The 25,299-nt window shown below is 70.7% G+C and carries 23 protein-coding genes and 1 pseudogene; 12 read left to right on the top strand and 12 right to left on the bottom strand.

All coding sequences use genetic code 11. The features are described 5' to 3' along the window. The first annotated feature begins 18 nt into the window (after window positions 1-18). Window positions 19-435, top strand: a complete 417-nt coding sequence (locus tag C6N31_RS27225) for an organic hydroperoxide resistance protein (protein WP_138354760.1) — start codon at window positions 19-21, stop codon at window positions 433-435. An 83-nt stretch (window positions 436-518) separates the two neighbouring features. Here the strand turns inward: C6N31_RS27225 and C6N31_RS27220 are convergent, their stop codons facing one another. After that, window positions 519-1,001 (bottom strand): MarR family winged helix-turn-helix transcriptional regulator, encoded by a 483-nt coding sequence (locus tag C6N31_RS27220; RefSeq protein WP_138354759.1) that lies wholly within the window; start codon window positions 999-1,001, stop codon window positions 519-521. Between the two features lie 231 nt (window positions 1,002-1,232). Here C6N31_RS27220 and C6N31_RS27215 point away from each other — a divergent pair, with 231 nt between their 5' ends. Beyond that, entirely contained in the window at window positions 1,233-1,877 is a 645-nt protein-coding gene (locus C6N31_RS27215) for a TetR/AcrR family transcriptional regulator (RefSeq protein ID WP_138354758.1), read from the top strand. 57 nt (window positions 1,878-1,934) lie between these two features. Next, on the top strand, window positions 1,935-3,461 hold the full coding sequence (locus tag C6N31_RS27210) for an MFS transporter (protein ID WP_198358464.1): 1,527 nt from the start codon (window positions 1,935-1,937) through the stop codon (window positions 3,459-3,461). A gap of 162 nt (window positions 3,462-3,623) precedes the next feature. Here the strand turns inward: C6N31_RS27210 and C6N31_RS27205 are convergent, their stop codons facing one another. Continuing rightward, window positions 3,624-4,247, bottom strand: coding sequence for a hypothetical protein (locus C6N31_RS27205; RefSeq protein ID WP_164294369.1), 624 nt, complete (start codon window positions 4,245-4,247; stop codon window positions 3,624-3,626). 138 nt (window positions 4,248-4,385) lie between these two features. Then, window positions 4,386-5,564 (bottom strand): questin oxidase family protein, encoded by a 1,179-nt coding sequence (locus tag C6N31_RS27200; protein ID WP_198358463.1) that lies wholly within the window; start codon window positions 5,562-5,564, stop codon window positions 4,386-4,388. Window positions 5,565-6,078: 514 nt separating this feature from the next. Between C6N31_RS27200 and C6N31_RS27195 the strand changes: the two genes are divergently transcribed. From C6N31_RS27195 to C6N31_RS27175, 5 genes are all read left to right on the top strand, one after another. After that, window positions 6,079-7,074: a sigma-70 family RNA polymerase sigma factor gene (locus C6N31_RS27195; protein WP_138354754.1), complete on the top strand. Its 996-nt coding sequence runs from the start codon at window positions 6,079-6,081 to the stop codon at window positions 7,072-7,074. A 238-nt stretch (window positions 7,075-7,312) separates the two neighbouring features. Then, window positions 7,313-8,074: a DeoR/GlpR family DNA-binding transcription regulator gene (locus C6N31_RS27190; RefSeq protein WP_138354773.1), complete on the top strand. Its 762-nt coding sequence runs from the start codon at window positions 7,313-7,315 to the stop codon at window positions 8,072-8,074. Next, complete coding sequence (gene pfkB, locus C6N31_RS27185) at window positions 8,071-9,015, top strand: 1-phosphofructokinase (protein WP_138354753.1); 945 nt, start codon at window positions 8,071-8,073, stop codon at window positions 9,013-9,015. The genes C6N31_RS27190 and pfkB overlap by 4 nt, the downstream gene beginning before the upstream one ends. A gap of 145 nt (window positions 9,016-9,160) precedes the next feature. Continuing rightward, the gene (locus C6N31_RS27180; protein WP_198358462.1) at window positions 9,161-11,221 is read left to right on the top strand and encodes a PTS fructose transporter subunit IIABC; all 2,061 of its coding nucleotides are present in this window, start codon (window positions 9,161-9,163) and stop codon (window positions 11,219-11,221) included. Window positions 11,222-11,257: 36 nt separating this feature from the next. Continuing rightward, window positions 11,258-12,052, top strand: coding sequence for a VIT1/CCC1 transporter family protein (locus C6N31_RS27175; protein WP_138354751.1), 795 nt, complete (start codon window positions 11,258-11,260; stop codon window positions 12,050-12,052). A gap of 38 nt (window positions 12,053-12,090) precedes the next feature. Here the strand turns inward: C6N31_RS27175 and C6N31_RS27170 are convergent, their stop codons facing one another. After that, window positions 12,091-12,852 carry a VC0807 family protein gene (locus C6N31_RS27170; RefSeq protein ID WP_138354750.1) on the bottom strand — a complete coding sequence of 254 codons (762 nt, stop codon included), beginning with the start codon at window positions 12,850-12,852 and terminating at the stop codon, window positions 12,091-12,093. 138 nt (window positions 12,853-12,990) lie between these two features. Further along, on the bottom strand, window positions 12,991-14,166 hold the full coding sequence (locus C6N31_RS27165) for a low temperature requirement protein A (RefSeq protein WP_138354749.1): 1,176 nt from the start codon (window positions 14,164-14,166) through the stop codon (window positions 12,991-12,993). A gap of 109 nt (window positions 14,167-14,275) precedes the next feature. Between C6N31_RS27165 and C6N31_RS27160 the strand changes: the two genes are divergently transcribed. After that, window positions 14,276-14,728, top strand: a complete 453-nt coding sequence (locus C6N31_RS27160) for a group III truncated hemoglobin (protein WP_138354748.1) — start codon at window positions 14,276-14,278, stop codon at window positions 14,726-14,728. A gap of 27 nt (window positions 14,729-14,755) precedes the next feature. Here the strand turns inward: C6N31_RS27160 and C6N31_RS27155 are convergent, their stop codons facing one another. Continuing rightward, on the bottom strand, window positions 14,756-15,916 hold the full coding sequence (locus C6N31_RS27155) for a PLP-dependent cysteine synthase family protein (protein WP_138354747.1): 1,161 nt from the start codon (window positions 15,914-15,916) through the stop codon (window positions 14,756-14,758). 111 nt (window positions 15,917-16,027) lie between these two features. On the opposite strand from C6N31_RS27155, the pseudogene C6N31_RS27150 reads away from it, so the two are divergent. Together C6N31_RS27150 and C6N31_RS27145 are read left to right on the top strand one after the other, a co-directional pair. Beyond that, window positions 16,028-16,378 (top strand): annotated as a pseudogene (locus C6N31_RS27150) (hypothetical protein). A 78-nt stretch (window positions 16,379-16,456) separates the two neighbouring features. After that, the gene (locus tag C6N31_RS27145; RefSeq protein WP_138354746.1) at window positions 16,457-16,669 is read left to right on the top strand and encodes a hypothetical protein; all 213 of its coding nucleotides are present in this window, start codon (window positions 16,457-16,459) and stop codon (window positions 16,667-16,669) included. A 10-nt stretch (window positions 16,670-16,679) separates the two neighbouring features. On the opposite strand, the gene mscL is transcribed toward C6N31_RS27145, so the two are convergent. The 6 genes from mscL to C6N31_RS27115 all read right to left on the bottom strand — a co-directional run bounded on the left by mscL (window position 16,680) and on the right by C6N31_RS27115 (window position 22,404). Further along, the gene (gene mscL, locus C6N31_RS27140) at window positions 16,680-17,135 is read right to left on the bottom strand and encodes a large conductance mechanosensitive channel protein MscL (RefSeq protein WP_138354745.1); all 456 of its coding nucleotides are present in this window, start codon (window positions 17,133-17,135) and stop codon (window positions 16,680-16,682) included. Window positions 17,136-17,237: 102 nt separating this feature from the next. Further along, complete coding sequence (locus tag C6N31_RS27135) at window positions 17,238-17,702, bottom strand: hypothetical protein (protein ID WP_307811553.1); 465 nt, start codon at window positions 17,700-17,702, stop codon at window positions 17,238-17,240. A 332-nt stretch (window positions 17,703-18,034) separates the two neighbouring features. Beyond that, window positions 18,035-18,883 carry an S-methyl-5'-thioadenosine phosphorylase gene (locus C6N31_RS27130; RefSeq protein ID WP_164294385.1) on the bottom strand — a complete coding sequence of 283 codons (849 nt, stop codon included), beginning with the start codon at window positions 18,881-18,883 and terminating at the stop codon, window positions 18,035-18,037. A 116-nt stretch (window positions 18,884-18,999) separates the two neighbouring features. Further along, entirely contained in the window at window positions 19,000-19,314 is a 315-nt protein-coding gene (locus C6N31_RS27125; RefSeq protein WP_138354742.1) for an FmdB family zinc ribbon protein, read from the bottom strand. Window positions 19,315-19,380: 66 nt separating this feature from the next. Then, a complete protein-coding gene (locus C6N31_RS27120) occupies window positions 19,381-20,676 on the bottom strand; it encodes an MFS transporter (RefSeq protein WP_244809209.1) in 1,296 nt (431 codons plus the stop codon). A gap of 240 nt (window positions 20,677-20,916) precedes the next feature. After that, complete coding sequence (locus tag C6N31_RS27115) at window positions 20,917-22,404, bottom strand: potassium/proton antiporter (protein WP_138354740.1); 1,488 nt, start codon at window positions 22,402-22,404, stop codon at window positions 20,917-20,919. Window positions 22,405-22,589: 185 nt separating this feature from the next. Here C6N31_RS27115 and C6N31_RS27110 point away from each other — a divergent pair, with 185 nt between their 5' ends. Further along, on the top strand, window positions 22,590-25,292 hold the full coding sequence (locus tag C6N31_RS27110; protein ID WP_138354739.1) for a penicillin acylase family protein: 2,703 nt from the start codon (window positions 22,590-22,592) through the stop codon (window positions 25,290-25,292). Window positions 25,293-25,299: the final 7 nt, after the last annotated feature.

Genomic DNA, 25,299 nt, shown 5'->3' with positions numbered 1-25,299 from the left:
TGGAGAGGGATGGTTCCGATGAGTGCGCTGTACACCGCTGTGGCCACGGCCAATGGACGCGACGGCCGGGCCGTGAGCTCGGACGGTCAGCTGGACCTGCAGCTGGCCATGCCGCCGGCCCTGGGCGGGAACGGCAAGGGCACCAACCCCGAGCAGCTCTTCGCGGCCGGCTACGCGGCGTGCTTCTCCAGCGCGCTCGGGCTCGTGGGGCGTGAGGCGAAGGTCGACACCAAGGACGTTTCGGTGACCGCCGAGGTAGGCATAGGCGCCGATGCCGCGAACGGCGGCTTCGAGCTCGCCGTCACGCTGCGCGTGGAGCTGCCCGCGGAGCTGGAGGGCGAGATCGGCCGCAAGCTGGTCGAGCAGGCGCACGGTGTGTGCCCGTACTCGAAGGCGACCCGCGGGAACATCACCGTCGAGATCGTCGTGGAGTAGGTGGCGTAGTCAGCCGGTTGCATGACCGAGCGGTTCCCACGGACCCGCTCCTGGCTTTCCGACAGGCGCCGATCCGCCTTGGCTCACCGCAGCCAGGGCAGGTCGGCGCCTTCCGGTTGCAGGCCCTCGGCGATGATGCGGGAGATCTCGCCCAGCTGCTGGACCTGCTCGGGGGTGAGCCGGTCGAAGATCGCCGAGCGGACGGCCGTGACGTGTCCTGGCGCGGTCCGCACCAGCACCGCGTACCCTTCGTCGGTGAGCACGGCCATCTGACCTCGACGGTCGGAGGGGCAGTCCTCGCGGGCGATCCAGCCGTTCTTCTCCAGCCGGGTGACGGCGTGCGAGAGCCGGGAGCGGGTGATCTTCGTCTGCTGCGCCAGTTCGGTCATCCGCATCCGGCGGGTGGGGGCGTCGGAGAGCGTGGTCAGCAGCGCGTAGTACATGTGCGGCATGCCGGCGTCGCGCTGCAGCTGCCGGTCGAGGTGGTCCTCCAGGAGCGTCGTGGCGTGCACATACGCGCGCCAGGAGGCCTGCTCTTCTTCCGTCAGCCATTTCATGCTGTCCATCCTATGTCCACTTCTTGAAGATTCAATGAAAGTGCGGGAAAGCGCTCCGGACGGCTCGCGACCGGCCGTTCGCCGCCTGGTCGCGGACGTTGATCCGGAATGTGTCGCAGGTCACACAGGGGACCCGAAATATCCGGGGACCATCTCCCCGTTTAGTCTGGTGTCAGAGCGAAGCGGGGACTGATTCCCCGCTTCACCTTCACCTTCCCCTTTCGCCAGAAGGAGTGTCCGGTGGTCGGCAGCGCCGTGAAATCGCGATCCCCCCGGTTGCGGGCAGATGCCTCGCGCAACCGGGAGCGGATCGTCGCCGCCGCGCGCGAAGCCTTCGTCGAGCACGGGGCCGAGGTCCCGCTGGACGAGGTCGCGCGCCGCGCCGGAGTCGGCAACGCCACGCTCTACCGGCACTTCGCGGACCGGGCCGAACTCGTCCGGGAGGTGGTCCTGTCGGTGATGGCGCGGATCACCGAGCGGACCGAGGCCGCGGTCGCACAGGAGCCCGACGCCTTCGAGGCCCTGCGGCGCTTCGTCTTCGAATCGGCGGAGGACCGGGTCGGCGCGCTGTGCCCGATGCTCTCCGAGGCCTTCGACGGGAACGATCCGGCGATCTTCGCGGCTCGTGACCGGCTGAATCGCTCGATCGAGGACATAATGGACAGAGCGCGAACCTCTGGCCAACTCCGCACCGACATCGCCGTCGGTGACCTGATGGTTGCGATCACGCAGCTCACGCGACCGCTGCCCGGTAAGGCGTGCATGGACATGGACCGGTTCGTGCACCGTCACCTGCAGATCTTCCTCGATGGGCTGCGCGCCCCGGCGTGGTCGGCGCTACCGGGCGCCGCCGTGACGTTGGAGGACCTGCAGCAGCAGCGCTGACGAATTCCCACAAACGTCCCCATTTCCTGCCCCTCCGCACCCTTAGTGAGTACAGCTATGCCTGCTATGCCCGACAAGACACTGCAGCCGGATCCCCGGCGCTGGAAAGCACTCATATTCATCGCGATCGCTCAGCTGATGGTCGTGCTCGACGCGACCATCGTGAACATCGCCCTTCCCTCCGCCCAGACGGACCTCGGCATCTCCGACGCCAACAAGCAGTGGGTCATCACGGCCTACAGCCTCGCGTTCGGTGGACTGCTGCTCTTCGGTGGCCGTATCTCCGACCTGTTCGGCCGTAAGAACGCCTTCATCGTCGGTCTGCTCGGCTTCGCCGCCGCCTCCGCGATCGGTGGCGCGGCCGTCAACACCGGCATGTTGCTCGGCGCCCGCGCCCTGCAGGGTGCGTTCGGCGCACTGCTCGCGCCGGCCGCCCTGTCGCTGCTCGCGGTGCTGTTCACCGATGCCAAGGAACGTGCCAAGGCGTTCGGTGTCTACGGTGCCATCGCCGGTGCCGGTGCCGCTGTGGGTCTGATCCTCGGCGGTGTCCTCACCGAGTTCCTGAACTGGCGCTGGACGCTCTTCGTCAACATCGCCTTCGCGGTCGTCGCCGCCATCGGCGCCTACCTGGTGGTGCACGAGCCGGCCGGTTCGCGTAACCCGAACCGCCTCGACATCCCCGGCGTGATCCTTTCCACCCTGGGTCTGGTCTCCCTGGTCTACGGCTTCACCGTCGCGGCCGAGGACGGCTGGAGCTCCACCAAGACGATCGCCCTGCTGATCGCGTCCGTCGTGCTGCTCGCGGCGTTCGTGTTCTACGAGAGCCGCGCGAAGGCGCCACTGCTCCCGCTGCGCGTCATCTCCGACCGCAACCGTGGCGGCGTCTACCTGTCGCTCGGTATCGCGATCATCGGCATGTTCGGTCTGTTCCTGTTCCTGACGTTCTACCTGCAGAACATCCTGGGCTACTCGGCGATGAAGTCCGGGTTCGCGTTCCTGCCCATGGTCGCGGGCATGATCGTCGGTTCCACGCAGATCGGCACCCGGCTCATGCTCCGTGTGCCGCCGCGCATGCTGATGGCACCGGGCTTCCTGGTCGCCTCCGTCGGCATGCTGATCCTCACCCAGATCTCGACCACCCCGAACTACGCGGGCATCGTCCTGCCGGGCCTGGTCCTGATGGGTCTCGGCATGGGTTCGGCCTTCATGCCGGCCATGAGCCTGGCGACGCACGGCGTCCAGCCGCGCGACTCCGGAATCGCTTCCGCGATGGTCAACACCTCGCAGCAGGTCGGTGGCTCCATCGGCACCGCGCTGCTGAACACCATCGCCGCCAGCGCCACCACCACGTGGGCCGCGTCCAACCTGGCCTCCGCCGGGAAGCTCGGCAAGGTGGGCTTCGCGAACGAGGCGGCCGTGCACGGCTTCTCCACAGCGATCTGGTGGGCCTTCGGCGCACTGGTGCTCGCGGCCCTCATCGCGGCGACGTTCATCAACACGGGCGTCCCCGGCAGCGAGGTCTCGGGCCAGAGCCTGGAGGACGAGATGGCCGAGGGCCTGCCGATCCCGGTCATCGTTCACTGATCAGGATCCACACCCGTGGTCAGCAGTAGTCAGTAGTACGCAGTAAGTCAGTACGCGGAACCAGGAAGGGCCCCGTCTCCGGACAACCGGAGGCGGGGCCCTTCCTGTGCCGGCTGTCGAACGGTCGCCGTCAAAGGGGCGCCGCCAAGGGTTCTCCGACGGTCAGACGCCCGCGGGGAAGGCGTAGGCCGACGGCACCTCCGTGCCGGGCTTGCCGTAGACGATGGCGATCTCCGCGTGCGCGGTGAGCTTGACGGCGGCCGGATCGCCGCTCTGCTCCTTGCCGTTGACGTAGACGTGCAGCTCCTTGCCGCCGCCGGTCCTCAGAGGGCCGAGCCGGTCCTTGGTGAGCGGCACGTTCCACTCGGTCATGAACTGGCCGAGGGTGAAGTCGGCCTGCACCGGCGACTCGATGTGGACGATGCCGGTCGTGTCGTGGGTGTGCAGTGGGCTGATCTTCTGCTGCTCCAGGTCGATGCCGATGTCGGCGGGCACCACCAGGGACCTGCCGTTGACCAGTACGTCCACGTGGCTGTGGATGTGCAGCACCTGGCCCTCGGCGCCCAGCATCGGCAGTCCGGCCACCTTGGCGCGGGCGGAGGCGTCCGCGGGCGCGGGCCAGGGCGCGCCGCCGGTGACGGGAACGGGAGCGGCGGCGGTGGCGGAGGCCGGGGTGGAGGCGGGAGAAGTGGGCTTCGTGCCGCCGCCGTCCCCGGAACCGCAGGCGGCGAGGGTGACGGTGCCGGCCAGGACGGCCGATCCGATCAGGAGGCGGCGTACGAGCATGGTGGGTGGCTTCCGTTCAGCTGATCGGGCGCGAGAGCTGGGCGCCGTCGAGCGTAAACGAAAGGCGGGGGCGCCCGGAGTGGACTCCGGAGAACCCCCGCCATGCCCGCGCATGGGGTCCTGGGGTCGTGGGGTCCGTTACAGGGCGGGCTCGATCAGCTCGGTCGCCCGGACGGCTGCCACGAGAGCGACCGTACTGCCGGTGGCGGCGGCCACGTCGAGTGCGGTGTCGGCGAACTTCACCGTGTGCTCGTCGCCGTGCCGGACCGCCCGCGCGAAGAGTTCCTCGGAGGCCTCGGCCACGGATCCGGCCGGGGGCTCGGGCAGTCCGGCGGCGGGAGTGGGCGCGGTGGGCGAGTAGAGCGCGGTCACGGCCGCGCCGGCCGCCCAGGCCGCGCCCAGGCTCGGCACCCACAGTTCGGACGGCAGCGCGGGGAGGGTGCGCAGCACGGCGTTGGGCGCTGTCGCGGCGTGCACCAGCATGACCGGGTTCTGGTGGCCGTAGGCGGCGTAGCGGTACGTGGCCGCCCTGACCAGCTCGGCGAGCAGGTCCCGGGCCTCGTCCGGGGTGGCGGGCGCGCGGAGCGAGGCGCTGGCCGCCGTCCAGCCAGGGGTGTCGGCGAGCAGGGCGATGCCGTCCCGGTACCCCGACCCCTGGCCGGCTATCGGCGGGACGCCGTCCAGGGCCTCGGCCGGGGCGGCCGTGCCGGACAGCGGCGCGAGGCCGGGTGTCGGGAGGCTGCGGGCCGCCCAATAACCGAGCCCGTGGGCGAGTTCGGCGAGCCGGGGGCCGTCGGCCGCGACCGCTTGCCCGTTGCTGCCTGACCCGCCTGACCCGCCTGACCCGCCTGACCCGCCTGCCCCGCCTGGCCTGCCTGCCGCGCCTGACCTGTCCGCCTCATCGGCGAGCAGGGTGCGGACGGCGTGACCGACGCGGATCACCGGATGGGTGGCGCCGGCGGCGATCCCGGGAAGCAGCCGCGGCCACCACTGCGCCAGCACGTCGCGCCACGGGCGTTCGCTCGTCTCGCGGACGAAGTACTCCGTCCAGTCGGCGGTCCTGCGCGGATCGCCGAGCGCCTCCTGCCAGCCGCCGGCGGTGATCGGCTCGGTGGGGCGCGGCGGATCCTCCAGTTTGGTGCGGTAGTAGTCCAGCCAGCGGTGGACCTCGGCGGCGTGGCCGCCCCGGACCAGGGCCTCGACGGCCATCGGGCCGTGGTTCGTCAGCCAGCCGTTGAATTCCGGGCCGGTGGAGTGCAGTCGCTGGAGGGCCTCGTCGAGGACGCCGGTCGTGTCGGTCGTACGCCTGGGTTCCATGGGGCCGACGGTAGGCCGGGGTGCCATTGGGGCGTAACGGGCTGGGGACCTAGGTCCCGGGGACCAGGGTCATTCAGGGCTTCTTCGCCTGTTTGGGCAACCAATATGCGGTACGGGCCGTCTTGTGGGTAGGAGAGCAGCCACGGGCGGCGAAGCCCGGGCGCGGGACCCGACAGCGGACAGTGACGGCGGACGGTGCCAGTGGATGCCGACACCGGATGCCGGTCACGGGCCACGGATGTGAGCGGCGTCTCACGGGCACAGCGGCCGTGGAAGTCCGCCAAGGCCCCGGATCGCCCCGCGACCGGCCCTGACCTGGGCTTCCCGGCCACCCACAGCGCTGCGCCTCGCTGTGTGGCGGCACAGGATACTGCAAGATCGCGAAAATCAGTGATCGACAGGGGAATTGTGTCCGGATTCCAGTCGTTATCCAGATCAGAGCGGGCAGCCGAAGGGCAGCATCAAGAGTCCCGCTCCAACCGACACCCGACCGAACCTTCGCAAGGGAGCACGCATGGCAACCCGTGCCGTCGCCCGTCGTTCCGCAGGCGGGAGCAGCAGCGTCCGCGCCGTTGGCGGGGAAGCCGCAGACCGCGACCTCGTCGGTATGTACCTCGACGAGATCGCTCGTACGCCGCTGCTCGACGCTGCGCAGGAAGTCGAACTGTCCCGGGAGATCGAGGCCGGCGTCTACGCCGAGCGCATACTCTCCGGTGACTCCCAGCTCGTCGAAGGTGCCGGGGCTGGTGCCGATCGCGAGGAGCTGGAGGCGCTGGTCGCCATCGGCGACCGCGCCAAGGACGTCTTCATCCGCTCCAATCTGCGCCTCGTCGTAGCGGTCGCCCGCCGCTACCCGCGCAGCGGTCTTCCGCTGCTCGACCTCATCCAGGAGGGGAACGCGGGCCTGGTGCGCGCCGTCGAGAAGTTCGACTACGCCAAGGGCTTCAAGTTCTCCACGTACGCGACCTGGTGGATCCGCCAGGCCATCACGCGCTCCATCGCCGACCAGTCCCGCACCATCCGGCTCCCCGTCCACCTGGTGGAGGAGCTGGGCCGGATCCGGCGTGTGCAGCGGGAGTTCAACCGTGAGCACGGGCGCGACCCGGAGCACGAGGAGATCGCCGCCGAGCTGGACTCGACGCCGTCCCGCGTGCATGACGTGCTCGACTGGGCCCGTGACCCGGTCAGCCTGAACATGTCCGTGGACGCGGACGGCGAGACCGAGTTCGGGGATCTCGTGGAGGACGGCGCCGCCGCCTCTCCCGAGCAGTCCGTCCTCGTCATGCTGCGCCGAGAGGAGCTCGAAGAGCTCATCGGCCGACTCGACGAACGCACGGCTTCGATCATCCGGTCCCGGTACGGTATCGAGGACGGCCGCGAGCGGACGCTGACCGAGGTCGGCAAGCAGCACGGCCTGACGCGTGAGCGCATCCGGCAGATCGAGAAGCACGCCCTGGCAGACCTCAAGCGCATGGCCCGCGACACGGGCCTGGAGTACGAGGCCGCCTGACCCGCGGCGGGGTCCGTCCCCGCCGCCCCTGAACCCGAACCTCGGCGCAACCCCCCCCGCGCCGGGGTTCGGCCATGTCCGGACCCGGTCCGGGATCCATCGCCCCCTTCCTGGCCATGACGTCCCGCCTATGTCCGAATGAATCCGCCGCATGCCTGTTTGTTTTTACTTTCGGTCGAACCGTGCGTACGGTGACGGCATAGCAACACACTCGGGCATGAGGCGGAGGCAAAACCACATGTACGCCCCGGAGCGGCAGCAAGAGATCCTGCGGCGGGCCCGCGATCTCGGAAGCGTCGACGTCCCCTCGCTGGCCGAGGAGTTCGACGTCACGCCGGAGACGATCCGCCGCGATCTCAAGGCACTCGACCGGGCCGGACTGATCCAGCGCGTGCACGGCGGGGCCATACCGGCCGGGCGCCTCGACTTCGAGCCCGACCTCGCCGAGCGCGAGGCGACGGCGGCCGACGAGAAGGACCGGATCGCGCGCGCCGCGCTGGCCGAACTGCCCGCCGAGGGCAGCGTCGTCATGGACGCGGGCAGCACCGCGGCCCGGCTCGCCGCCGTCCTCCCGCTCGACTCACGGCTCACCGTCGTGACGCACGCCCTGCCGATCGCCGCGCGCCTGTCGGAGTACCCGGACCTCACCCTGCACCTCGTCGGCGGCCGGCTCCGGCACCGCACCCGCGCCGCGGTGGACGCGTGGGCGCTGCGCGCCTACAGCGAGATCCACGCCGACGTGCTGTTCCTCGCCGCGAACGGCTTCTCCGCCGAGGGCGGGCTCACCACCCCCGACCTCGCCGAAGCCGCCGTGAAGCGGGCGATGATCGCCGCCGCGCGGCGCGTCGTGCTGCTCGCCGACTCCTCGAAGTACGGACAGCGGAACTTCGCACGCTTCGGAGACCTCTCCCATGTCGACCTGCTCATCACCGACCAGGGACTCAGCCCCGAAGCAGCCCGCGCGATCGAGAGCGCGGGCACGGAAGTAGTACGCGCATGATCGTCACCGTCACGCCGAATCCGAGCCTGGACCGTACGTACGAGATCCCCGCGCTCGAGCGCGGGGCCGTGCTGCGGGCCACCGCCGACCGGGTCGACCCCGGCGGCAAGGGCGTCAACGTCTCGCGCGCGGTGGCCGCCGCCGGGCGGCGCACGGTCGCCGTGCTGCCGATCGGCGGTCCCGAAGGTGCGCTGCTCGGCCGGCTGTTGGGGGAGCAGGGCATCGAGGTCGCGGGAGTCGGCATCGCCGGCTCGACCCGGGTCAACGTCTCGGTCGCCGAGCCGGACGGGACCCTGACCAAGCTCAACGCGGCCGGACCCACGCTCACCGCCGCCGAGTCGGAGGCACTGCTCGACGCGGTCGGCACCCGGTCCGCCGACGCCCGCTGGATCGCCTGCTGCGGCAGCCTCCCGCGCGGGCTGCCGCCCGAGTGGTACGCCGAACTCGTCGCCCGCGCGCACCGGGCCGGCGCCCGCGTCGCCCTCGACACCTCGGGTCCCTCGCTGCTCGCCGCGCTCGCGATGCGCCCCGATGTCGTCAAGCCCAACGCGGAGGAACTGGCCGCGGCCGTCGGCCGGCCGCTCACGACGGTCGGCGACGTGGTGAAGGCGGCGGGAGAACTGCGCGCCCTGGGCGCGCGGGCGGTGCTGGCCAGCCTCGGCGCGGACGGCCAGCTGCTCGTCGACGACTCCGGTACGTACTTCGGGCAGGCGCGGGTCGCGGTGGTCCGCAGCAACGTCGGGGCCGGGGACGCCTCGTTGGCGGGGTTCCTCGGCGCGGGCGGCGACGGGGAGGCGGCCCTCGCCTCGGCCGTCGCCCATGGGGCGGCCGCCGTGCAGCTGCCGGGCAGCGTCATGCCGGCGCCGGCGGATCTCGACCCGTCGGCGGTCACCGTGACCGCGGACGTTCCCCTCTCCCGGCTGCTGCGGGAACCGGCATGAGGGGCGCCGGCATTACGGACGCCTTCATAACGGGCGTCCGTATGACGGGCGCCGGGCAGCCGACCTGCCCGGTGGCCGCAGCACCCCGTTCCACCCACAGTCCGTTCCGCCCGCCGGGCGGGGACGCGAGCAATGGAGCCGCGCGATGAGTGCCATGATCACCGCGGAGCTGGTCGATCTCGACCTGGCCGCCGACAGCAAGGAAGCGGCGGCACGTTCGCTCGCCGAGCGGATGGTGGCCGCCGGACGCGTCACCGATCTGGAGGGGTTCCTCGCGGATGTGGCCGCGCGCGAGGCCCAGATGCCGACCGGTCTCGACGGCGGCATCGGGATCCCGCACTGCCGCAGCGCGCATGTCGCCGAGCCGACCCTCGCGTTCGGCCGCAGCGCCACCCGTATCGACTTCGGCGCCCCGGACGGCCCGGCCGACCTCGTCTTCCTCATCGCGGCACCGGCCGGTGCCGACACCGACCACCTGACGATCCTGTCGGCCCTCGCCCGCCGCCTCATGGACCCGGAGTTCACCGCGGCCCTGCGCACGGCCGAAGACCCGGCGACGGCCGCGGCCCTGATCGCGGGCGGGCCGGTAGCGGAGCCCGCGACCGCGGAGCCGGAGGTCATACCGCCGGCCACCCCGGCCACCCAGGCCGTCACCGCATCGGAAGCCGCACCGGAAACCGCAGCCGAAGGCGTTCCGCAGGAGCGGCCGTTCCGCGTCGTGGCGGTGACGTCGTGCCCGACGGGCATCGCGCACACGTACATGGCGGCGGAGTCCCTGGAGAACGCCGCCCGGGACGCCGGTGTGCAGATCACCGTGGAGACCCAAGGCTCGGCCGGCTTCAAGAAGTTGCCGAAGGCGGCGATCGAGGCCGCGGACGCGGTGATCCTCGCCCATGACGTGGAGGTCCGCGACAAGGAGCGCTTCGCGGGGAAGCCGACGGTGGACGTCGGGGTGAAGGCGGGTATCAGCCGCGCACCGGAGCTCATCGCCGAGGCGCGCGGCAGGGCGGAACGCGGCGAGGTGACGGCCGCGGCACACCCGGCGGGCGCCGACGGCAGCGATGCGCCGTTCGGAACGGCCGGCGAACCCGACGAGTCCGCCGAAGGCTTCGGCACGCGGCTGCGCAAGTGGCTGATGACCGGCGTCAGTTACATGGTGCCGTTCGTCGCCGCCGGCGGGCTGCTGATCGCGCTCGCCTTCGCGATCGGCGGCTACGAGATCAACGCCGCGCCCTCCGTCACCGATCACTTCCTCTGGAACGAGGGCGCGAGCTGGGCGGCGCTGCTCTTCCAGATCGGCGACACCGCGTTCACGTTCCTCGTCCCGATCCTGGCCGGATACATCGCGTTCGGGATGGTGGACCGGCCGGGGCTGGTCCCCGGCATCGTCGGCGGTGCCATCGCGCTGACGATCAACGCGGGTTTCCTGGGCGGCCTGGTGGCCGGTCTGCTCGCGGGCACCGTCGTCATGGCGATCCAGCGGATCGCGATCCCACCGGTGCTGCGCGGCATCATGCCGGTCGTGGTGATCCCACTGATCTCCTCGGCGGTGGTGGGCTTCCTGATGTTCCTGGTGGTCGGCAAGCCGATCGCCTGGCTCCAGAAGCAGCTCACCGACTGGCTGAACGGCCTGACGGGCTCGAACGCGATCATCCTCGGCGTCGTCCTCGGCCTGATGATGTGCTTCGACATGGGTGGTCCGCTGAACAAGGTCGCGTACGCCTTCGCCGTGGGAGGTCTGGCCGACCCGAACGACGGCAGCCTCAAGGTCATGGCGTGCGTGATGGCGGCGGGCATGGTGCCGCCGCTGGGCCTGGCGCTGGCGACGACCGTCCGGGGGCGGCTCTTCACCCGTACGGAACGCGAGAACGGCAAGGCGGCCTGGGTGCTCGGCGCTTCGTTCATCACCGAGGGCGCGATCCCGTTCGCCGCGGCCGACCCGCTACGGGTCATCCCGTCGGCGATGGTCGGCGGCGCGGTCACCGGCGCCCTGTCGATGGCCTTCGGCTGCACGCTGCGCGCCCCGCACGGCGGCATCTTCGTGGTGCCGCTGATCGGCAACCCGTGGCTGTACCTGGTCGCCGTCGCGGCGGGCACGGTCGTCACCGCGGCCCTCGTCGTCCTGCTGAAGGGGCTGCGCAGGCCCGCCGCGCCCGAGGCGGCGCCGCCGGTGCCGGACGACGCCAGGACACCGGTCGCGGCCTGACCGCCCGCGGGCGGTCAGGAATGAGACCCTCGCGGCATGAGTGACGGCGGGCAGAACGGCGAGGACAGCGGTGAGCGGGACGGCGGCGCCGGCCCCGTGGAGCAGGGCGAGGTGGAGCACAGCGAGGTGGAGCACGGTGAGCCGCACCACGCGGGCGGGCTCGCGAGCCGGCTGAACTGGCTGCGGGCGGGGGTGCTGGGCGCCAACGACGGAGTCGTGTCGACGGCCGGGCTGGTCGTCGGCGTGGCCGGGGCCACCGACTCCCGTTCGGCGATCCTGACCGCCGGGCTGGCCGGACTGCTGGCCGGATCCCTGTCGATGGCGGCGGGGGAGTACGTCTCGGTCAGCACCCAGCGCGACTCCGAGCAGGCCGCCCTGGCCATGGAGCGCGAGGAGCTGGCCACCGAGCCGAAGGCGGAACTCGCCGAGCTCACCGGTCTGCTGGAGGACCGCGGGCTGACCCGGGAACTCGCCCGCGAGGTCGCGGAGCAGCTCACCGAACGCGACGCCCTCGGCGCGCACGCCCGGGTCGAGCTCGGCATCAACCCCGACGAACTGACCAACCCGTGGCACGCGGCGGCCGCGAGCTTCGCCGCGTTCACCGCGGGGGCGCTCCTGCCCCTGCTGGCGATCGTGCTGCTGCCTCCGCCGCTGCGGCTGTCCGTCACGGTGGTGGCGGTGCTGATCGCGCTCGCGCTGTGCGGGTGGGAGAGCGCGCGGCTGGGCAGCGCGCCGGCCCGCCCCGCCGTCCTGCGGAACATGGCGGGCGGGGCGACGGCGATGGCCGTCACGTACGCGGCCGGATCACTGCTCGGTGCCACGGGTCTCTGACGCGATTCTCCCATGCGATGAGACCCGTGGCGGGGCCATCAGGCTTCGGCCGGAGCTGCCGGAGCTGCCGGAGCTGCCGGACCGACGGAGCCGGCCGGAGCCGCCGGGGCGTCGGCCGGAGCCGCCGCGGCCTCCGCCGCTTCCGCGGCCACCCGCCGGGCCTCGCCCTTCCTGCCGGTGCGGATCGTGTAGAAGACCAGCCCAGCGGTGAACACGAACGGCAGCACGCCGGAGACGCCCACCATCGTGTCGGTGGAGAGCACGTACGTCAGGGCGATGCGGATGCCGGACTCCACGAGGAAGGTGACGCCCCACACCACCGTCAGCATGCGCTGGGTGGCGCGGAAGCCCGCGTACTTGTCCCACAGGCCGTTCCAGGCCGTGACGCCCGCGTCGGTGCCGTCGGTCGCGAACTTGCGGCCGAAGTAGAAGATCAGCGGCCGCTTCGCGAACAGGCTGAGCAGGAAGGCCAGTCCGAGCAGTCCGGTCAGCGCCGAGTCCTTGATGAACACCATCTTGGTGCTGTTGTAGGCCAGCGCGCTGACCGCGCTCAGCAGCAGCGTTCCGAGGATCATGATGCTGAACTCGTCCAGGCGGCGGTGGATCGCGAAGTACACCACCATCTCCACCACCGGCCAGCCGGAGATGATCAGCAGTGCGGGAACCTGCGCGACACCGTGGTCCGTCAGCATCCCGTAGGTGACCCACGGCAGGATGATGCTGAACAGCACCGTCGGGCCCCAGCTCAGCAGCATCGCTCTGCCGCGGCCCGGCCCGCCCGCCGTATCCGTCTTGATCATTTCCGGCTCCCCCTTGACGTGACACCGCGGCGCCGTGGCGCCCCGCCGCCGTAACGCCGTATTGCCTGGTCAGGCTGGTCGTCGGGGCAGATCGTACGGTCGTGGGAATGCGGTGGGAAGGACTTTGCCCATCCTTGATCAGACCTGTGGGGAGACACTGCGACGCGCCAGCGTGACCCCGACCGCGACGGTCAGCGCCGACACCACCCCGGCCAGTAGCACCGCCGATTCCCCGGCGAACGTGCAGGCCAGGACCAGCAACGAGGCGACCGGCAGGACGAGTTGCTGGGCGAGGCCGCTCTTGTAGTGCCGGGAGTGCAGCAGCCAGACGGTGAAGAACAGGACGGCGGTCGGCACGGTCACCGCGGCGGAGGCGGCCCGTACCGAGATCTCCGCCTTCCCGACGCTCTGCTCCACGGCCACTTCGAGGCCGGCGCCGATCGCCGCGGCGGAGACGAACACGATGTAGTGGCCGTAACCCCAGGGGATCGCCTCGCGGTTGGAGACCAGGTGCTCCTCGATGGGCACGGCGAAGTAGATCCACCAGGCCGCGAAGACGATCAGCAGCCCGCCGCCCGCGATCGGCAGCAGCTCGGCCACCGCCTCGTGCTCGTCGAGCGCGGACTGCACGGCGACGGTCGCCGCCGCGATCGACTCGCCGAGCACGATGATGGTGAACAGGCCGTACCGCTCGGCGATGTGCTGCGGGTGCCAGGGCGTCTGGTGGCGGCGCTCGGCGAACAGCGGCACCGACAGCTCGACGACGATCAGGCCGAGGAACGCCCACACCTTCGCACCGTCGGGCAGGAAGAGCAGCCCGATCCACCCGAACTGGCAGACGGTGACGCCGAACGCGTACCGCAGCGCGCAGCTGCGCGCGTCACCGGTCTCACCGCGCGCGGCCCGCAGCCACTGCGAGGCCAGCGCCAGCCGCATCACCGAGTAGCCGATCACCGAGATCGTCCAGTCGTTGTCGTCGAAGGCGCGCGGCACGCCGGCGGCGAAGATGAGGACGCCGGTGATCTGCACCAGCGTGGTGATCCGGTACAGCACGTCGTCCGTGTCGTAGGCGGAAGCGAACCAGGAGAAGTTCATCCAGGCCCACCAGATGCCGAAGAACACCAGCAGATAGCCGACGACCCCGTTGCCGGGATGGCCCGCGGCCAGCGCGTGCACCAGCCGGGCGCCCGCCTGGGCGACGGCGACCACGAAGCAGAGGTCGAAAAAGAGCTCGAGCGGGGTCGAGGCCCGGTGCGCCTCGTCACGGCTGCGGGCGGTCATACGGCGGAACGCGGCGCCGGCGGGGTTGCTCATGGAGGCCACCTTGCGGCAGAACCCGCGCGAGGAACACCATGGCACGCTGCCGTATCCGGGTCTTTCGGCCCTGGCGGCCGGTCCGCCCCACACGGACCCTGGAAGGACCATGGTCACTGCCAAGCCCGACATCGCCGACCGCGCCGACCTCGGCACGCTGCTGCGCCGCTTCTACGAGGCGGCGCTCGCCGACCGGCTGATCGGCCCGTACTTCACCGAGATCGCGGGCCTCGACCTCGAGGACCACCTCCCCAGGATCACCGACTTCTGGGAACGCGCCCTGCTCCGGACGGCCGACTACAGCGGCAACGCCTTCGCCCCGCACGCCGCCCTGCACGACACCCGGCCGATGACCGCCGAGCACTTCGGCCGCTGGGTCCAGCTGTGGCGCGCCTCCGTCGACGGGCTGTACGCGGGCCCCAACGCGGACCACGCCAAGGCGCAGGGCGAACGGATAGCCCTGTCGATGCTGCGCCGGCTGTCGGGGACCGACGCCTCCACCGAGGGATCCGGCCCCGGCTTCGTGCCGCTCGCCTCCGTGCGGCTCCGCACGGAGGCCTGACGGCGCCGGTCCCCGGCCCGCTGAGCGTCAGACGGCCTGCGCGGCGTGCTCGCTGACGGGCGTGACGGTGCTGGGCGCGACGGTGCTGGGCGCGACGGTGCTGAGTTCGCCCGTCGTGAGGAAGTGCTCGATCCGCGCGGTGAACGGGGCGATGTCGATGCCCTGCGCGGCCAGCCACTCGTCCGAGTAGTACTTCTCCAGGTACCGCTCGCCGGGGTCGCACAACAGCCCCACCACGCTGCCCTGTTCGCCGGCCGCCCGCATGTCGGAGATGATCCGGAAGGCGGCCCACAGGCCGGTGCCGGTGGAGGCGCCGGCCTTGCGTCCCAGCAGCCGTTCCAGCACGCGGATACAGGCGACGGACGCGGCGTCCGGCACCCGCATCATGCGGTCGATCGCCCCGGGGACGAAGCTCGGCTCCACCCGCTGGCGGCCGATGCCCTCGATGCGGGAGCCGCGGTCGGTGACGACGTCCGGGTCGTCCGACTGCCAGCTGGGGAAGAACGCGGAGTTCTCCGGGTCGGCGACACAGACCCCGGTGTCCTGCTGGGTGTAGTGGACGAAGCGGGCGATGGTGGCGGACGTTCCGCCGGTGCCGGCGGTCGCGACGATCCAGGCCGGTACGGGGTGCCGCTCCAGCGCCAGCTGCCGGAAGATCGAGTCGGCGATGTTGTTGTTGCCGCGCCAGTCGGTGGCGCGCTCGGCGTACGTGAACTGGTCCATGTAGTGGCCGCCCGATTCGGCCGCGAGCCGCACCGCCACCTCATAGACCTCGCAGGGGTCGTCGACGAGATGACATCGGCCGCCGTGGAACTCGATCAGGTCGATCTTGGAGCGCACGGTGCTCTTCGCCATCACGGCGATGAACGGCACCCCGATCAGCTTCGCGAAGTACGCCTCGGAGACCGCCGTCGAGCCGCTGGACGCCTCGATGACCGGCTTCCCGGGGCGGATCCAGCCGTTGCACAGCCCGTACAGGAACAGCGAGCGGGCCAGCCGGTGCTTGAGCGAGCCGGTCGGGTGCGTCGACTCGTCCTTCAGATACAGGTCGATGCCCCACTCGGCCGGCAGCGGCACCGACAGCAGATGGGTGTCGGCGGACCGGTTGGCGTCGGCCTGCACCTTGCCGACGGCGTCCTTGAGCCAGTTCCGGTACACCGGGTCACGCCGGTCGATGTCGAGTTCCATGGCCCCAGGTATAGCTGGCGGGGTGTCCCAAACCGGCGCTTGGGGTTTCTCCCCGCTGACGCTTGGGGGCCGTTGGGCCGCCGCGGCCGGTGACCTTCGCGGAACGATCAGGTGGCCAACGCGCCCTACCACCCCGGCAGCGACCGGCCACGGCTGAACCGGCCGGTGCGCGAGCGCTCCCCCCGGATCCGCCCGACCAGCGGCTACGGCGACCCCCGGGTGCGCCACACCGGCCCCGGTCCCGGCGCCGGCACCGACCAGGACCCGGAGCGCTCCGCCAAGCTCTCCGCCCGGCCGGCGCCGGCGATCACGGTCGTCATCGGCCAGCTGTGAGCGCTGTCCATCGCCGTCAATGAGTGGATGCGGGGCGACACGTCCATCGCCTGGTGGTGCGCCGGCTTCCTCGGGGTGTCCTTCCTGGTGGTGCCCGGTATCTGGCTGCTCGGCCCGAAGGACCGATGACGTAGGACCGCGCGGGGCGGCCCGGTGCGCGCGAGGACGCGGAGCCGCCCGGCAGGCCCGCGGCCGTACCCTGGAGGCATGAGCACCGCTCCCGCACCCGAGTCCGACCCCCGGCCCGAAGCACGGCCCGGGAAGCCGCGGCGCGACCCCGCCGCCGCGCTGGTCTTCGACGACCCGCTCAGCCGGCAGTCGTCCGACGACACGGACGGGGGCTGGGGCGAGCGCCCGTCGGGCGGCGGGAACGACGACCTCGCCCGCTTCCTCGACGAGAAGCCCCCGCACCACATCTGATCCAGGTGGCTCAGCTGCGCTGGGACACCATGACGTCGCGGATCTCGCGCAGCAGCGCCACCTCGGCGGCCTCCGCCTCCGCGTGCACCACGGCCTCCTGCCGGGCCCGCGCCGCCTTCTTCGCCAGGTAGCGGGACATCGGCAGCACCATCAGGAAATAGACCACCGCGGCAGTGATCACGAACGTGAGGACCGCGCTGAGCACCGAGCCCCACAGGATCGGAATACCGCTCACCGCGTCGCCCGCGTCGTTCACCACGCACGGGCCCTTGAGGCACGACCGGTAGTGCTCCAGATCCTTGGTGCCGAACGCACCGACCAGGGGATTGATGACGCCCTTGACCACGGAGCTCACGACGCTGGTGAACGCGGCACCGATGACGACGGCGACGGCCAGGTCGATCACGTTCCCGCGCATCAGGAATTCCTTGAAGCCGCCCAGGACCCCGGTCTTCTCGTCGCTCATTGAATTCTCTCTTTCCCCGCACACAGGTGACGGCACAGCAAGGCCCGCAACCTATGGCATTCCGGGAGTGAGGTGTCCAATCCGTACACACGAAAGAGTGAGTCAACACAGCGTCACCGCCAGGGGAGTTGACGCTGCCGCGCCGATGATCGCAGCAGCCGTCCGGCGCGGCACCGCCAGCACGATCAGCGCGCCCTCACCGATGCGTCCGGCCGCCTCGCCGCCGTCCGCCGGCACGGACACCACCGGCGCCGCAACGGCCACCACCCGGTCGGCGGCCAGCACGTCCACCCGGTCGCCGGGCCGTAACAGCCGCACCGCCGCCGCGTCCGCGATCCGCACCGGCGCCCGCACCGTGTCCGGGGCGTCGCGCACGTCCTGAGCTGCTGTCGCATCGCGACCGGATGCTATGGCCCGCGCGCCCCGGGCGTCCTGTGCGGCAGTCGCCGCCGGGGGTACGTGTGGTTCACCGCGTGGTGCCTGGGAGTCCGCGCGCGGGGCGGAGGCCGCCAGCGCGGCGGCGGCCATCGCCAGCCCCGCGGCCACGGCCCGGCGCCTGCGGTGCACCGGCCTCCACAGCCGGATCCGCCCGCGCCCGCCACCGGCCCGGATCGGCTGGAAGGACGGCACGACGCAGCGCGGGAGCGCGTAGGAATCCGGGGGAGTGGGAGCAGGAGAAGGGGATGCGGCGGGAGAGGGAGAGGGATTGGGAAATGCGGGCACGGCGACCACCGCCTCTTAGGGATCTCTGCGACTGGGATCCCTACGATCCCGCACCCGGCTGACGGCCCTCTCGGGCCTGTGGATTACTCACCAGTTGTGGAAAACTCCGTCACCCGCGCGGGTGAAAATCCCGAACCCGCAGATCCGCGAACCCGCGCACCCACAGCTCCACAGCCCTACGGCAGCGTGATCCCCGGGTCCTGGCCGCCCCACGGGTCCACGCACAGGCAGTTCCGCTCCGCGATCGGCGGCAGCCCGCCGACCACGTCGAACAGCACGGTCCGCATCCGGCCGACGTTCGCCGCGAAGACCTCCAGGACCTCCTCGTGGGAGACCCCCTCGCCCGTCTCGGCGCCCGCGTCCAGGTCCGTCACCAGCGTCAGGGACGTGTAGCAGAGCCCGAGTTCCCGCGCGAGGATCGCCTCGGGGTGCCCGGTCATGCCGACCACCGACCAGCCCTGCGCCGCATGCCACCGGGACTCCGCCCGGGTCGAGAACCGGGGCCCCTCGACGACGACCAGCGTCCCGCCGTCGACCGCGTCCCAGCCGCCCGCCCGCGCGGTGTCCACCGCGACCTGGCGGCCCACCGGGCAGTACGGGTCGGCCAGCGAGACATGCACGACGTTCGGCTGCCTGCCGTCCGGCAGCACCTCACCGTCGAAGTACGTCTGGACGCGGGACTTCGTGCGGTCCACGAGCTGGTCGGGCACCAGCAGGGTGCCGGGGCCGAACTCCGCGCGCAGTCCGCCCACCGCGCACGGGCCGAGCACCTGGCGCGCGCCGACCGAGCGCAGCGCCCACAGGTTGGCCCGGTAGTTGATCTTGTGCGGCGGCAAGTGGTGCTTGCGGCCGTGCCGCGGCAGGAATGCCACCCGCCGGCCGGCCACTTCGCCGAGGAAGAGCGAGTCGCTCGGCGGACCGTAGGGGGTCTCGACCGTGATCTCGGTCACATCCTCGAGGAACGAGTAGAAACCGGACCCGCCAATGACGCCGATATCGGCTCGCGCACCGCTCATCTCCACCATGCGGATCACCCTAACGGCGGCCGGATACGACGAGGACCCCGCCGACTGGATCGGCGGGGTCCGTCATCGACGCGTAAGCCTTGCGACTCGCTCGCGGGCTCACACGTGCACAGCGATCAGGCTGCGGAAGACCCGCTGGAAGAGCTGCTCGAACCGGATGAGGAGCTGCCGGACGATGCCGAGGACGGCGCGGACGTCGTCGAAGGCTTCGCATCCGAGCTGCTCTTGGCCGCGGGGGTGCTCGCCGAGGACGAGCCACGGCTGTCGGTCCGGTAGAAACCGGAACCCTTGAACACGACCCCGACCGCCGAGAAGATCTTGCGCAGGCGTCCGCTGCAGGTCGGGCAAACGGTCAGAGCGTCATCGCTGAACTTCTGCACCGCCTCGAGGCCCTCGCCGCACTCGGTGCACTGGTACTGGTACGTCGGCACTTGATCCTCCTGGCACTCTCACTCGATGAGTGCTAACGACATTCAATAGTGCAGCATTCCGCCGCGTCAGTCCACCGTGACCGGCACGCGGTGACTCATCCCACGTGTCGAACCCTGGACGATCCGTCCCTCGGAGCGTGGTTTGAGCCGCTTGCGCAGCGCCACGAGGGTGGCCAGAGCCAGCGCCGTACCGGCCAGCGGCACCACGAAGGCGGCGCTCGCGCTGACCCGGTCGGCCAGCTGGCCGGCGGCCGTGACCGCGATGGCCTGGCCGAGCGCGACCGAGCCGGTCAGCCAGGTGAAGGCCTCGGTGCGGGAGGTGGCCGGCACCAGGGATTCGACCAGGGTGTAGCCGGTGATCAGGGCGGGGGCGATGCACAGCCCGATGAGCAGGCCGAGCGCGCCGAGCAGCGGCACCGAGTGCACGGCCCACAGCGCGGAGCAGGCCAGTGCGAGCGCCGCGTACGCGATCAGCAGCCGGCCCTGCGGGCTGCGGCGCCAGGCGATGGCCCCGCAGACGACTCCGGCCAGCATGTTGCCCGCCGCGAAGGTGCCGTACAGCAGCCCCGCGATGCCCTGGCGGCCGATCTCCTCGGTGAAGGACGTCAGGCCGACCTGCATGCCGCCGAAGACCGCGCCGATGCCGAGGAAGGCCACGGCCAGCGCCCTGACGCCCGGGATGGTCAGCGCCGAGGTGTGCTTCGCGCGGACGCCGTCGACGGTCCTGTTGGGCGCCGGTGCGGTGCTGCGCTGGGCGGCGAAGAACAGGCCGCCGACCAGGGTGAGGGTGGCCTCGGCGATCAGGCCGGCCGCCGGGTGCACTCCCGTGCACAGCGCGGTGGCCAGCACCGGGCCGATGACGAAGGTGAACTCGTCCGTCACGGACTCGAAGGCCGCGGCGGTCGACATCAGGGGCGAACCGTCCAGCTTGGCCGCCCAGCGGGCCCGGACCATCGGTCCGATCTGCGGCACCGAGGCGCCGGCCGGCACGGCGGCCGCGAACAGCGCCCACAGGGGGGCGTGCGACAGGGCCAGCACGGTCAGCAGGATGACGGAGGCCGTGTGCACGAGGACGCCCGGCAACAGGACGGCGCTCTGTCCGAAACGGTCGGCGAGCTTGCCGTTCTGCGGGGCGAAGATCGCCATGGAGACACCGGTCACCGCGGCGACGGCGCCCGCCGTGCCGTAGGAGCCGGTGGTGTTCTGGACGAGCAGCACGATGCCGATGGTGAGCATCGCGAAGGGCTGCCGGGCCGCGAACCCGGGCAGCAGGAACGTCCAGGCGCGGGGTGTGCGCAGAAGTTGTCCGTAACCGGGCCGCTTGGTGGCGGGGCTGTCCGGCTGGTTCACCGTGGATGCCACGGCTTGGTCCTTTGTGCTGTCTGGTAGCGGCATCCGTCACGGATGGCGCCGAGAGCTGTCCGCTCGCGCAAGACACGGGACGACTGTGGTCGTCCCGTCGCGCCAGCTCTGCGTCAGACAGAGGTCTGTGTACTCAACACGTACGTGGTCAAGACGTACCGGCCCAGCTTAGCGGCACTCAGTGCCATTCGCCCCGAGTGCCACCCATTTCCCCCTGAGACCTCGCTCACCCCAGCTCGCTCACCCCTCGCCCAGCCAGTTCGCGAGCTTGCCGCCCTTCCCGATCGCGCGCAGCCGCCGCTCCGCCGCGTCCCGCACCGGATCGGTGGCGACGACCAGCAGCTCGTCGCCGCGCCGCAGCACCGTGTTCGGCAGCGGTACGAAGCTGGCCCCGTCCCGTACGACGAGCGTGACGGCCGCCCCGGCAGGCAGCCGCAGCTCGTTGACCTCCACGCCGTGCATCCGGGACTCCTCCGGGATGGACACCGAGAGGAGGTGGCCGCGCAGCCGTTCCAGCGGCGCCGACTCGATGCCCAGGTCGGCCGCCCCGTCGCGGACGCCGAGGCGCAGCCGCCGGGCGAGCCACGGCAGCGTCGGGCCCTGCACCAGCGTGTAGACGATCACCAGAATGAAGACGATGTTGAATATCCGGCGGCTGTTGGGCACGCCCGCGACCATCGGGATGGTGGCCAGCACGATGGGCACGGCGCCGCGCAGCCCGGCCCAGGACATCAGCGCCTGCTCGCGCCAGGGGATGCTGAACGGCGCCAGGCTCGCGGTCACCGACAGCGGTCTGGCCACCGCGGTCAGGATCAGGCCGATGACCAGTGCGGGCAGGATGTCGTCGCCGAGTTCGTGCGGGGTGACGAGCAGTCCGAGCAGGACGAAGAGGCCGATCTGCGCGATCCAGCCGAGCCCTTCGGCGAAGCCCCGGGTGGCCGGCCGGTGCGGCAGTTTCGCGTTGCCCAGTATCAGGGAGGCGATGTAGACGGCGAGGAATCCGGAGCCGTGCGCCGTCGCGCCGGCGGCGTAGGCGAAGACCGCGATGGCCATCACCGCGATCGGGTAGAGGCCGGAGGCGGGCAGGGCGATGTGCCGCAACGCGTAGGCGCCGAGCCAGCCGACCGTCAGTCCGATCGCGGCGCCGATCGCCAGCTCCATGGCGATCTCCGCGACGAGCACGTACCAGTGGTCGACGGGTCCCGCGGTGGAGAAGGCGACCACGAGGATGACGACCGGGGCGTCGTTGAAGCCGGATTCCGCTTCCAGAACTCCGGTGATTCGTTTCGGCAGCGGCACGTTGCGCAGGACCGAGAACACCGCCGCCGCGTCCGTGGACGACACCACCGCTCCGATGATGAGCGCCTGCCGCCAGTCCAGCCCCACCAGATAGTGGGCCGCACCCGCCGTGATGAAGACGCTCAGCATGAGGCCGAACGTCGAGAGCACGGCGGCGGCGGGCACCACCGGTTTGATCTCCTGCCACTTCGTGCCGAGTCCACCTTCGGCAAGAATCACCACAAGTGCCGCATATCCCAGGACCTGGGTCAGCTGGACGTCGTCGAAGGTGAAGCCGAACGGGCCGTCCTGGCCGATCGCGACGCCGATGCCGAGGTAGATGAGCAGAGTGGGCAGGCCGCTGCGGGACGCCAGTCGCACGGCGACCACCGCGATGAGCAGCACGAGGGCGCCGATCAACAGGAGTTCATTGAGACGGTGGACAGTCAGGGCGCGGTCCTTCCTCGAAGGCCAGGGAGAAGTTCATTGCCTTGCCTAACATTTTACCGGTACTTGAACTTCCGCGGTCAACGATGACTCCGCGTAGGGGTGCCCCGATCGCTGCGCCTATGGTTGCTCCAGCACCAATCCAGCACCAAGAGCACCCGGTCCACCCTGCCCCTCGAAGGACAGAGATGCCCGCCAAGAAGAAGTCCCGCCGCCTTCGCCTCTTTGTGATCGCGTTCGTGGTCCTGCTGGTGGGGGGCATCGGATACGGGTCGTACTGGAGCGTCAGCACCGTGCGGGCCTCGTTCCCCGAGACCACCGGTTCGCTGAAACTCAAGGGCCTGACCGCGCCGGTCGACGTGGAGCGTGACGGCAACGGCATCCCGCAGATCTACGCGGACACCTCCGAGGACCTGTTCCGGGCCCAGGGCTTCGTCCAGGCGCAGGACCGGTTCTACGAGATGGACGTCCGACGCCACCTCACCGCGGGCCGGCTGTCGGAGATGTTCGGCTCCGGACAGGTGGAGACCGACGCGTTCCTCCGCACGCTCGGCTGGCGCGGCATCGCGCAGAAGGAGTACGACACCAAGCTCGACGCGACGACCAAGAAGTACCTGCAGGCCTATTCGGACGGCGTCAACGCGTATCTGAAGGATCACAGCGGTGCGAGCCTGTCCGTCGAGTACGCGGCCCTGTCGTTCTCCAACGACTACAAGCCCGAGCAGTGGACCCCGGTCGACTCCGTCGCCTGGCTCAAGGCCATGGCCTGGGACCTGCGCGGCAACATGCAGGAGGAGATCGACCGGGCGCTCATGACGAGCCGGCTCGACAGCAGCCAGATCGAGTCGCTCTACCCCGGCTACCCGTACCAGCGGCACCAGCCGATCGTCGACGGCGGCAAGCTCGACCCGATCACCAAGAAGTACACACCGGCCGGCGCCGGGGGCACCCCGATCGCCGCCGGCGCCCTGAACAGCCAGCTCTCCGGGCTCTCCGAGATCATCGACCAGATGCCCAATCTGCTCGGCCCGTCCGGCAACGGCATCGGCTCCAACTCCTGGGTCGTCTCCGGCAAGTACACGACCACCGGCAAGCCGATGCTGGCCAACGACCCGCACCTGGCACCGCAGATGCCGTCCCTCTGGTACCAGATGGGGCTGCACTGCCGCAGCGTCGGCACGGCCTGTCCGTTCGACGTGGCCGGCTACACGTTCTCCGGAATGCCCGGTGTCGTCATCGGCCACAACCAGAACATCGCCTGGGGGATGACCAACCTCGGCGCCGACGTGACCGACCTGTACCTGGAGAAGGTCACCGCGGACAGCTACCTCTACGACGGCAAGCAGAAGCCGTTCACGACCCGCAAGGAGACCATCAAGGTCGCCGGCGGCGCCGACCGCGACATCGTCGTGCGCACCACCAACAACGGCCCGATCATCTCCGACCGCTCCGACGAACTGCTCAAGGTCGGCGAGAGCGCGCCCGTCCAGGACGCCGCCCCGGACCGCAGCGGCGGTTACGCGGTCGCCCTGCGGTGGACCGCACTCGACCCCGGCAAGAGCATGGACGCGGTCTTCGAGATCGACAAGGCGCAGGACTTCACCCAGTTCCGGGCCGCGGCGGCCGACTTCGAGGTCCCGTCACAGAACCTGATCTACGCCGACAAGCAGGGCCACATCGGCTACCAGGCCCCGGGCAGGATCCCGGTGCGCGCCAACGGCGACGGCCGCTACCCCGCGCCCGGCTGGGACTCGCGCTACCGCTGGGACACGTACATCCCGTTCAAGTCCATGCCCTGGGAGGAGGACCCGGCGCGCGGCTACATCGTCACCGCCAACCAGGCCGTGATCGACGAGGACAAGTACGGCCCGATGCTGACCAAGGACTGGGGCTACGGCGCCCGCAGCCAGCGCATCAACGACCTCATCGCGTCCAAGATCAAGGACGGCGGCAAGGTCTCCATGGACGACATGCAGTCCATGCAGTCCGACAGCAGCAGCGAGATCGCGAAGCTGCTGGTGCCCTATCTGCTCAAGGTCGACGTCAAGGACTCCTACGTCCGCGACGCCCAGCAGCTGCTGGAGGGCTGGGACTTCAACCAGGACGCCGACTCCGCGGCCGCCGCCTACTTCAACGCGGTCTGGCGCAACACCCTCAAGCTCGCCTTCGGCAACAAGCTGCCCAAGGAGCTGCGCCCCGAGGACCAGTGCCTGCGCGTCCCGGCCGTCGACCGGTCGGGCCCGGTCGACGACCTCAACGGCAAGAGCGAGACCGTCAACGAGTGCGGTGAGCGCGAAGCCGACCAGGCGCAGCCGGACGGCGGCGACCGCTGGTTCGAGGTGGTCCGCAAGATCCTTCCGGACGAGAAGAACGCCTGGTGGACGATGTCGCCGACCGCGTTCTTCGACAAGACCTCGGCGCCGTCCGCGCACACCACGCGGGACCAGCTGCTCCGGCAGGCGATGCAGGACGCGCGGTACGAGCTGACCGCCAAGCTCGGCAAGGACATCGACACCTGGAGCTGGGGCCGGCTGCACAAGCTGGAACTCAAGAACCAGACGCTGGGCACCGGCGGCCCCGCCGTGGTGAAGTGGCTGCTCAACCGCGGCCCGTGGCAGCTCGGCGGCGGCGAGGCGGCCGTCAACGCGACGGGCTGGAACGCGGCCGGTGGCTACGACGTCGTCTGGGTGCCGTCGATGCGCATGATCGTCAACCTCGACGACTTCGACAAGTCCCGCTGGATCAACCTCACCGGCGCCTCGGGGCACGCGTACAACGCGCACTACTCCGACCAGACGGCGCTGTGGGCCAAGGGCGAGCTCCTGCCGTGGGTCTTCTCCAGACCCACGGTGGACGGCGCGACGGACGACAAGATGGCGCTCACGCCGTAACCCCCTT

Source organism: Streptomyces fildesensis (genome assembly GCF_016107395.1).
Classification (GTDB): Bacteria; Actinomycetota; Actinomycetes; order Streptomycetales; family Streptomycetaceae; genus Actinacidiphila; species Actinacidiphila fildesensis.
The sequence above is the reverse complement of the archived record's forward strand: the minus strand, read 5'-3'. Positions and strand labels throughout refer to the sequence as shown.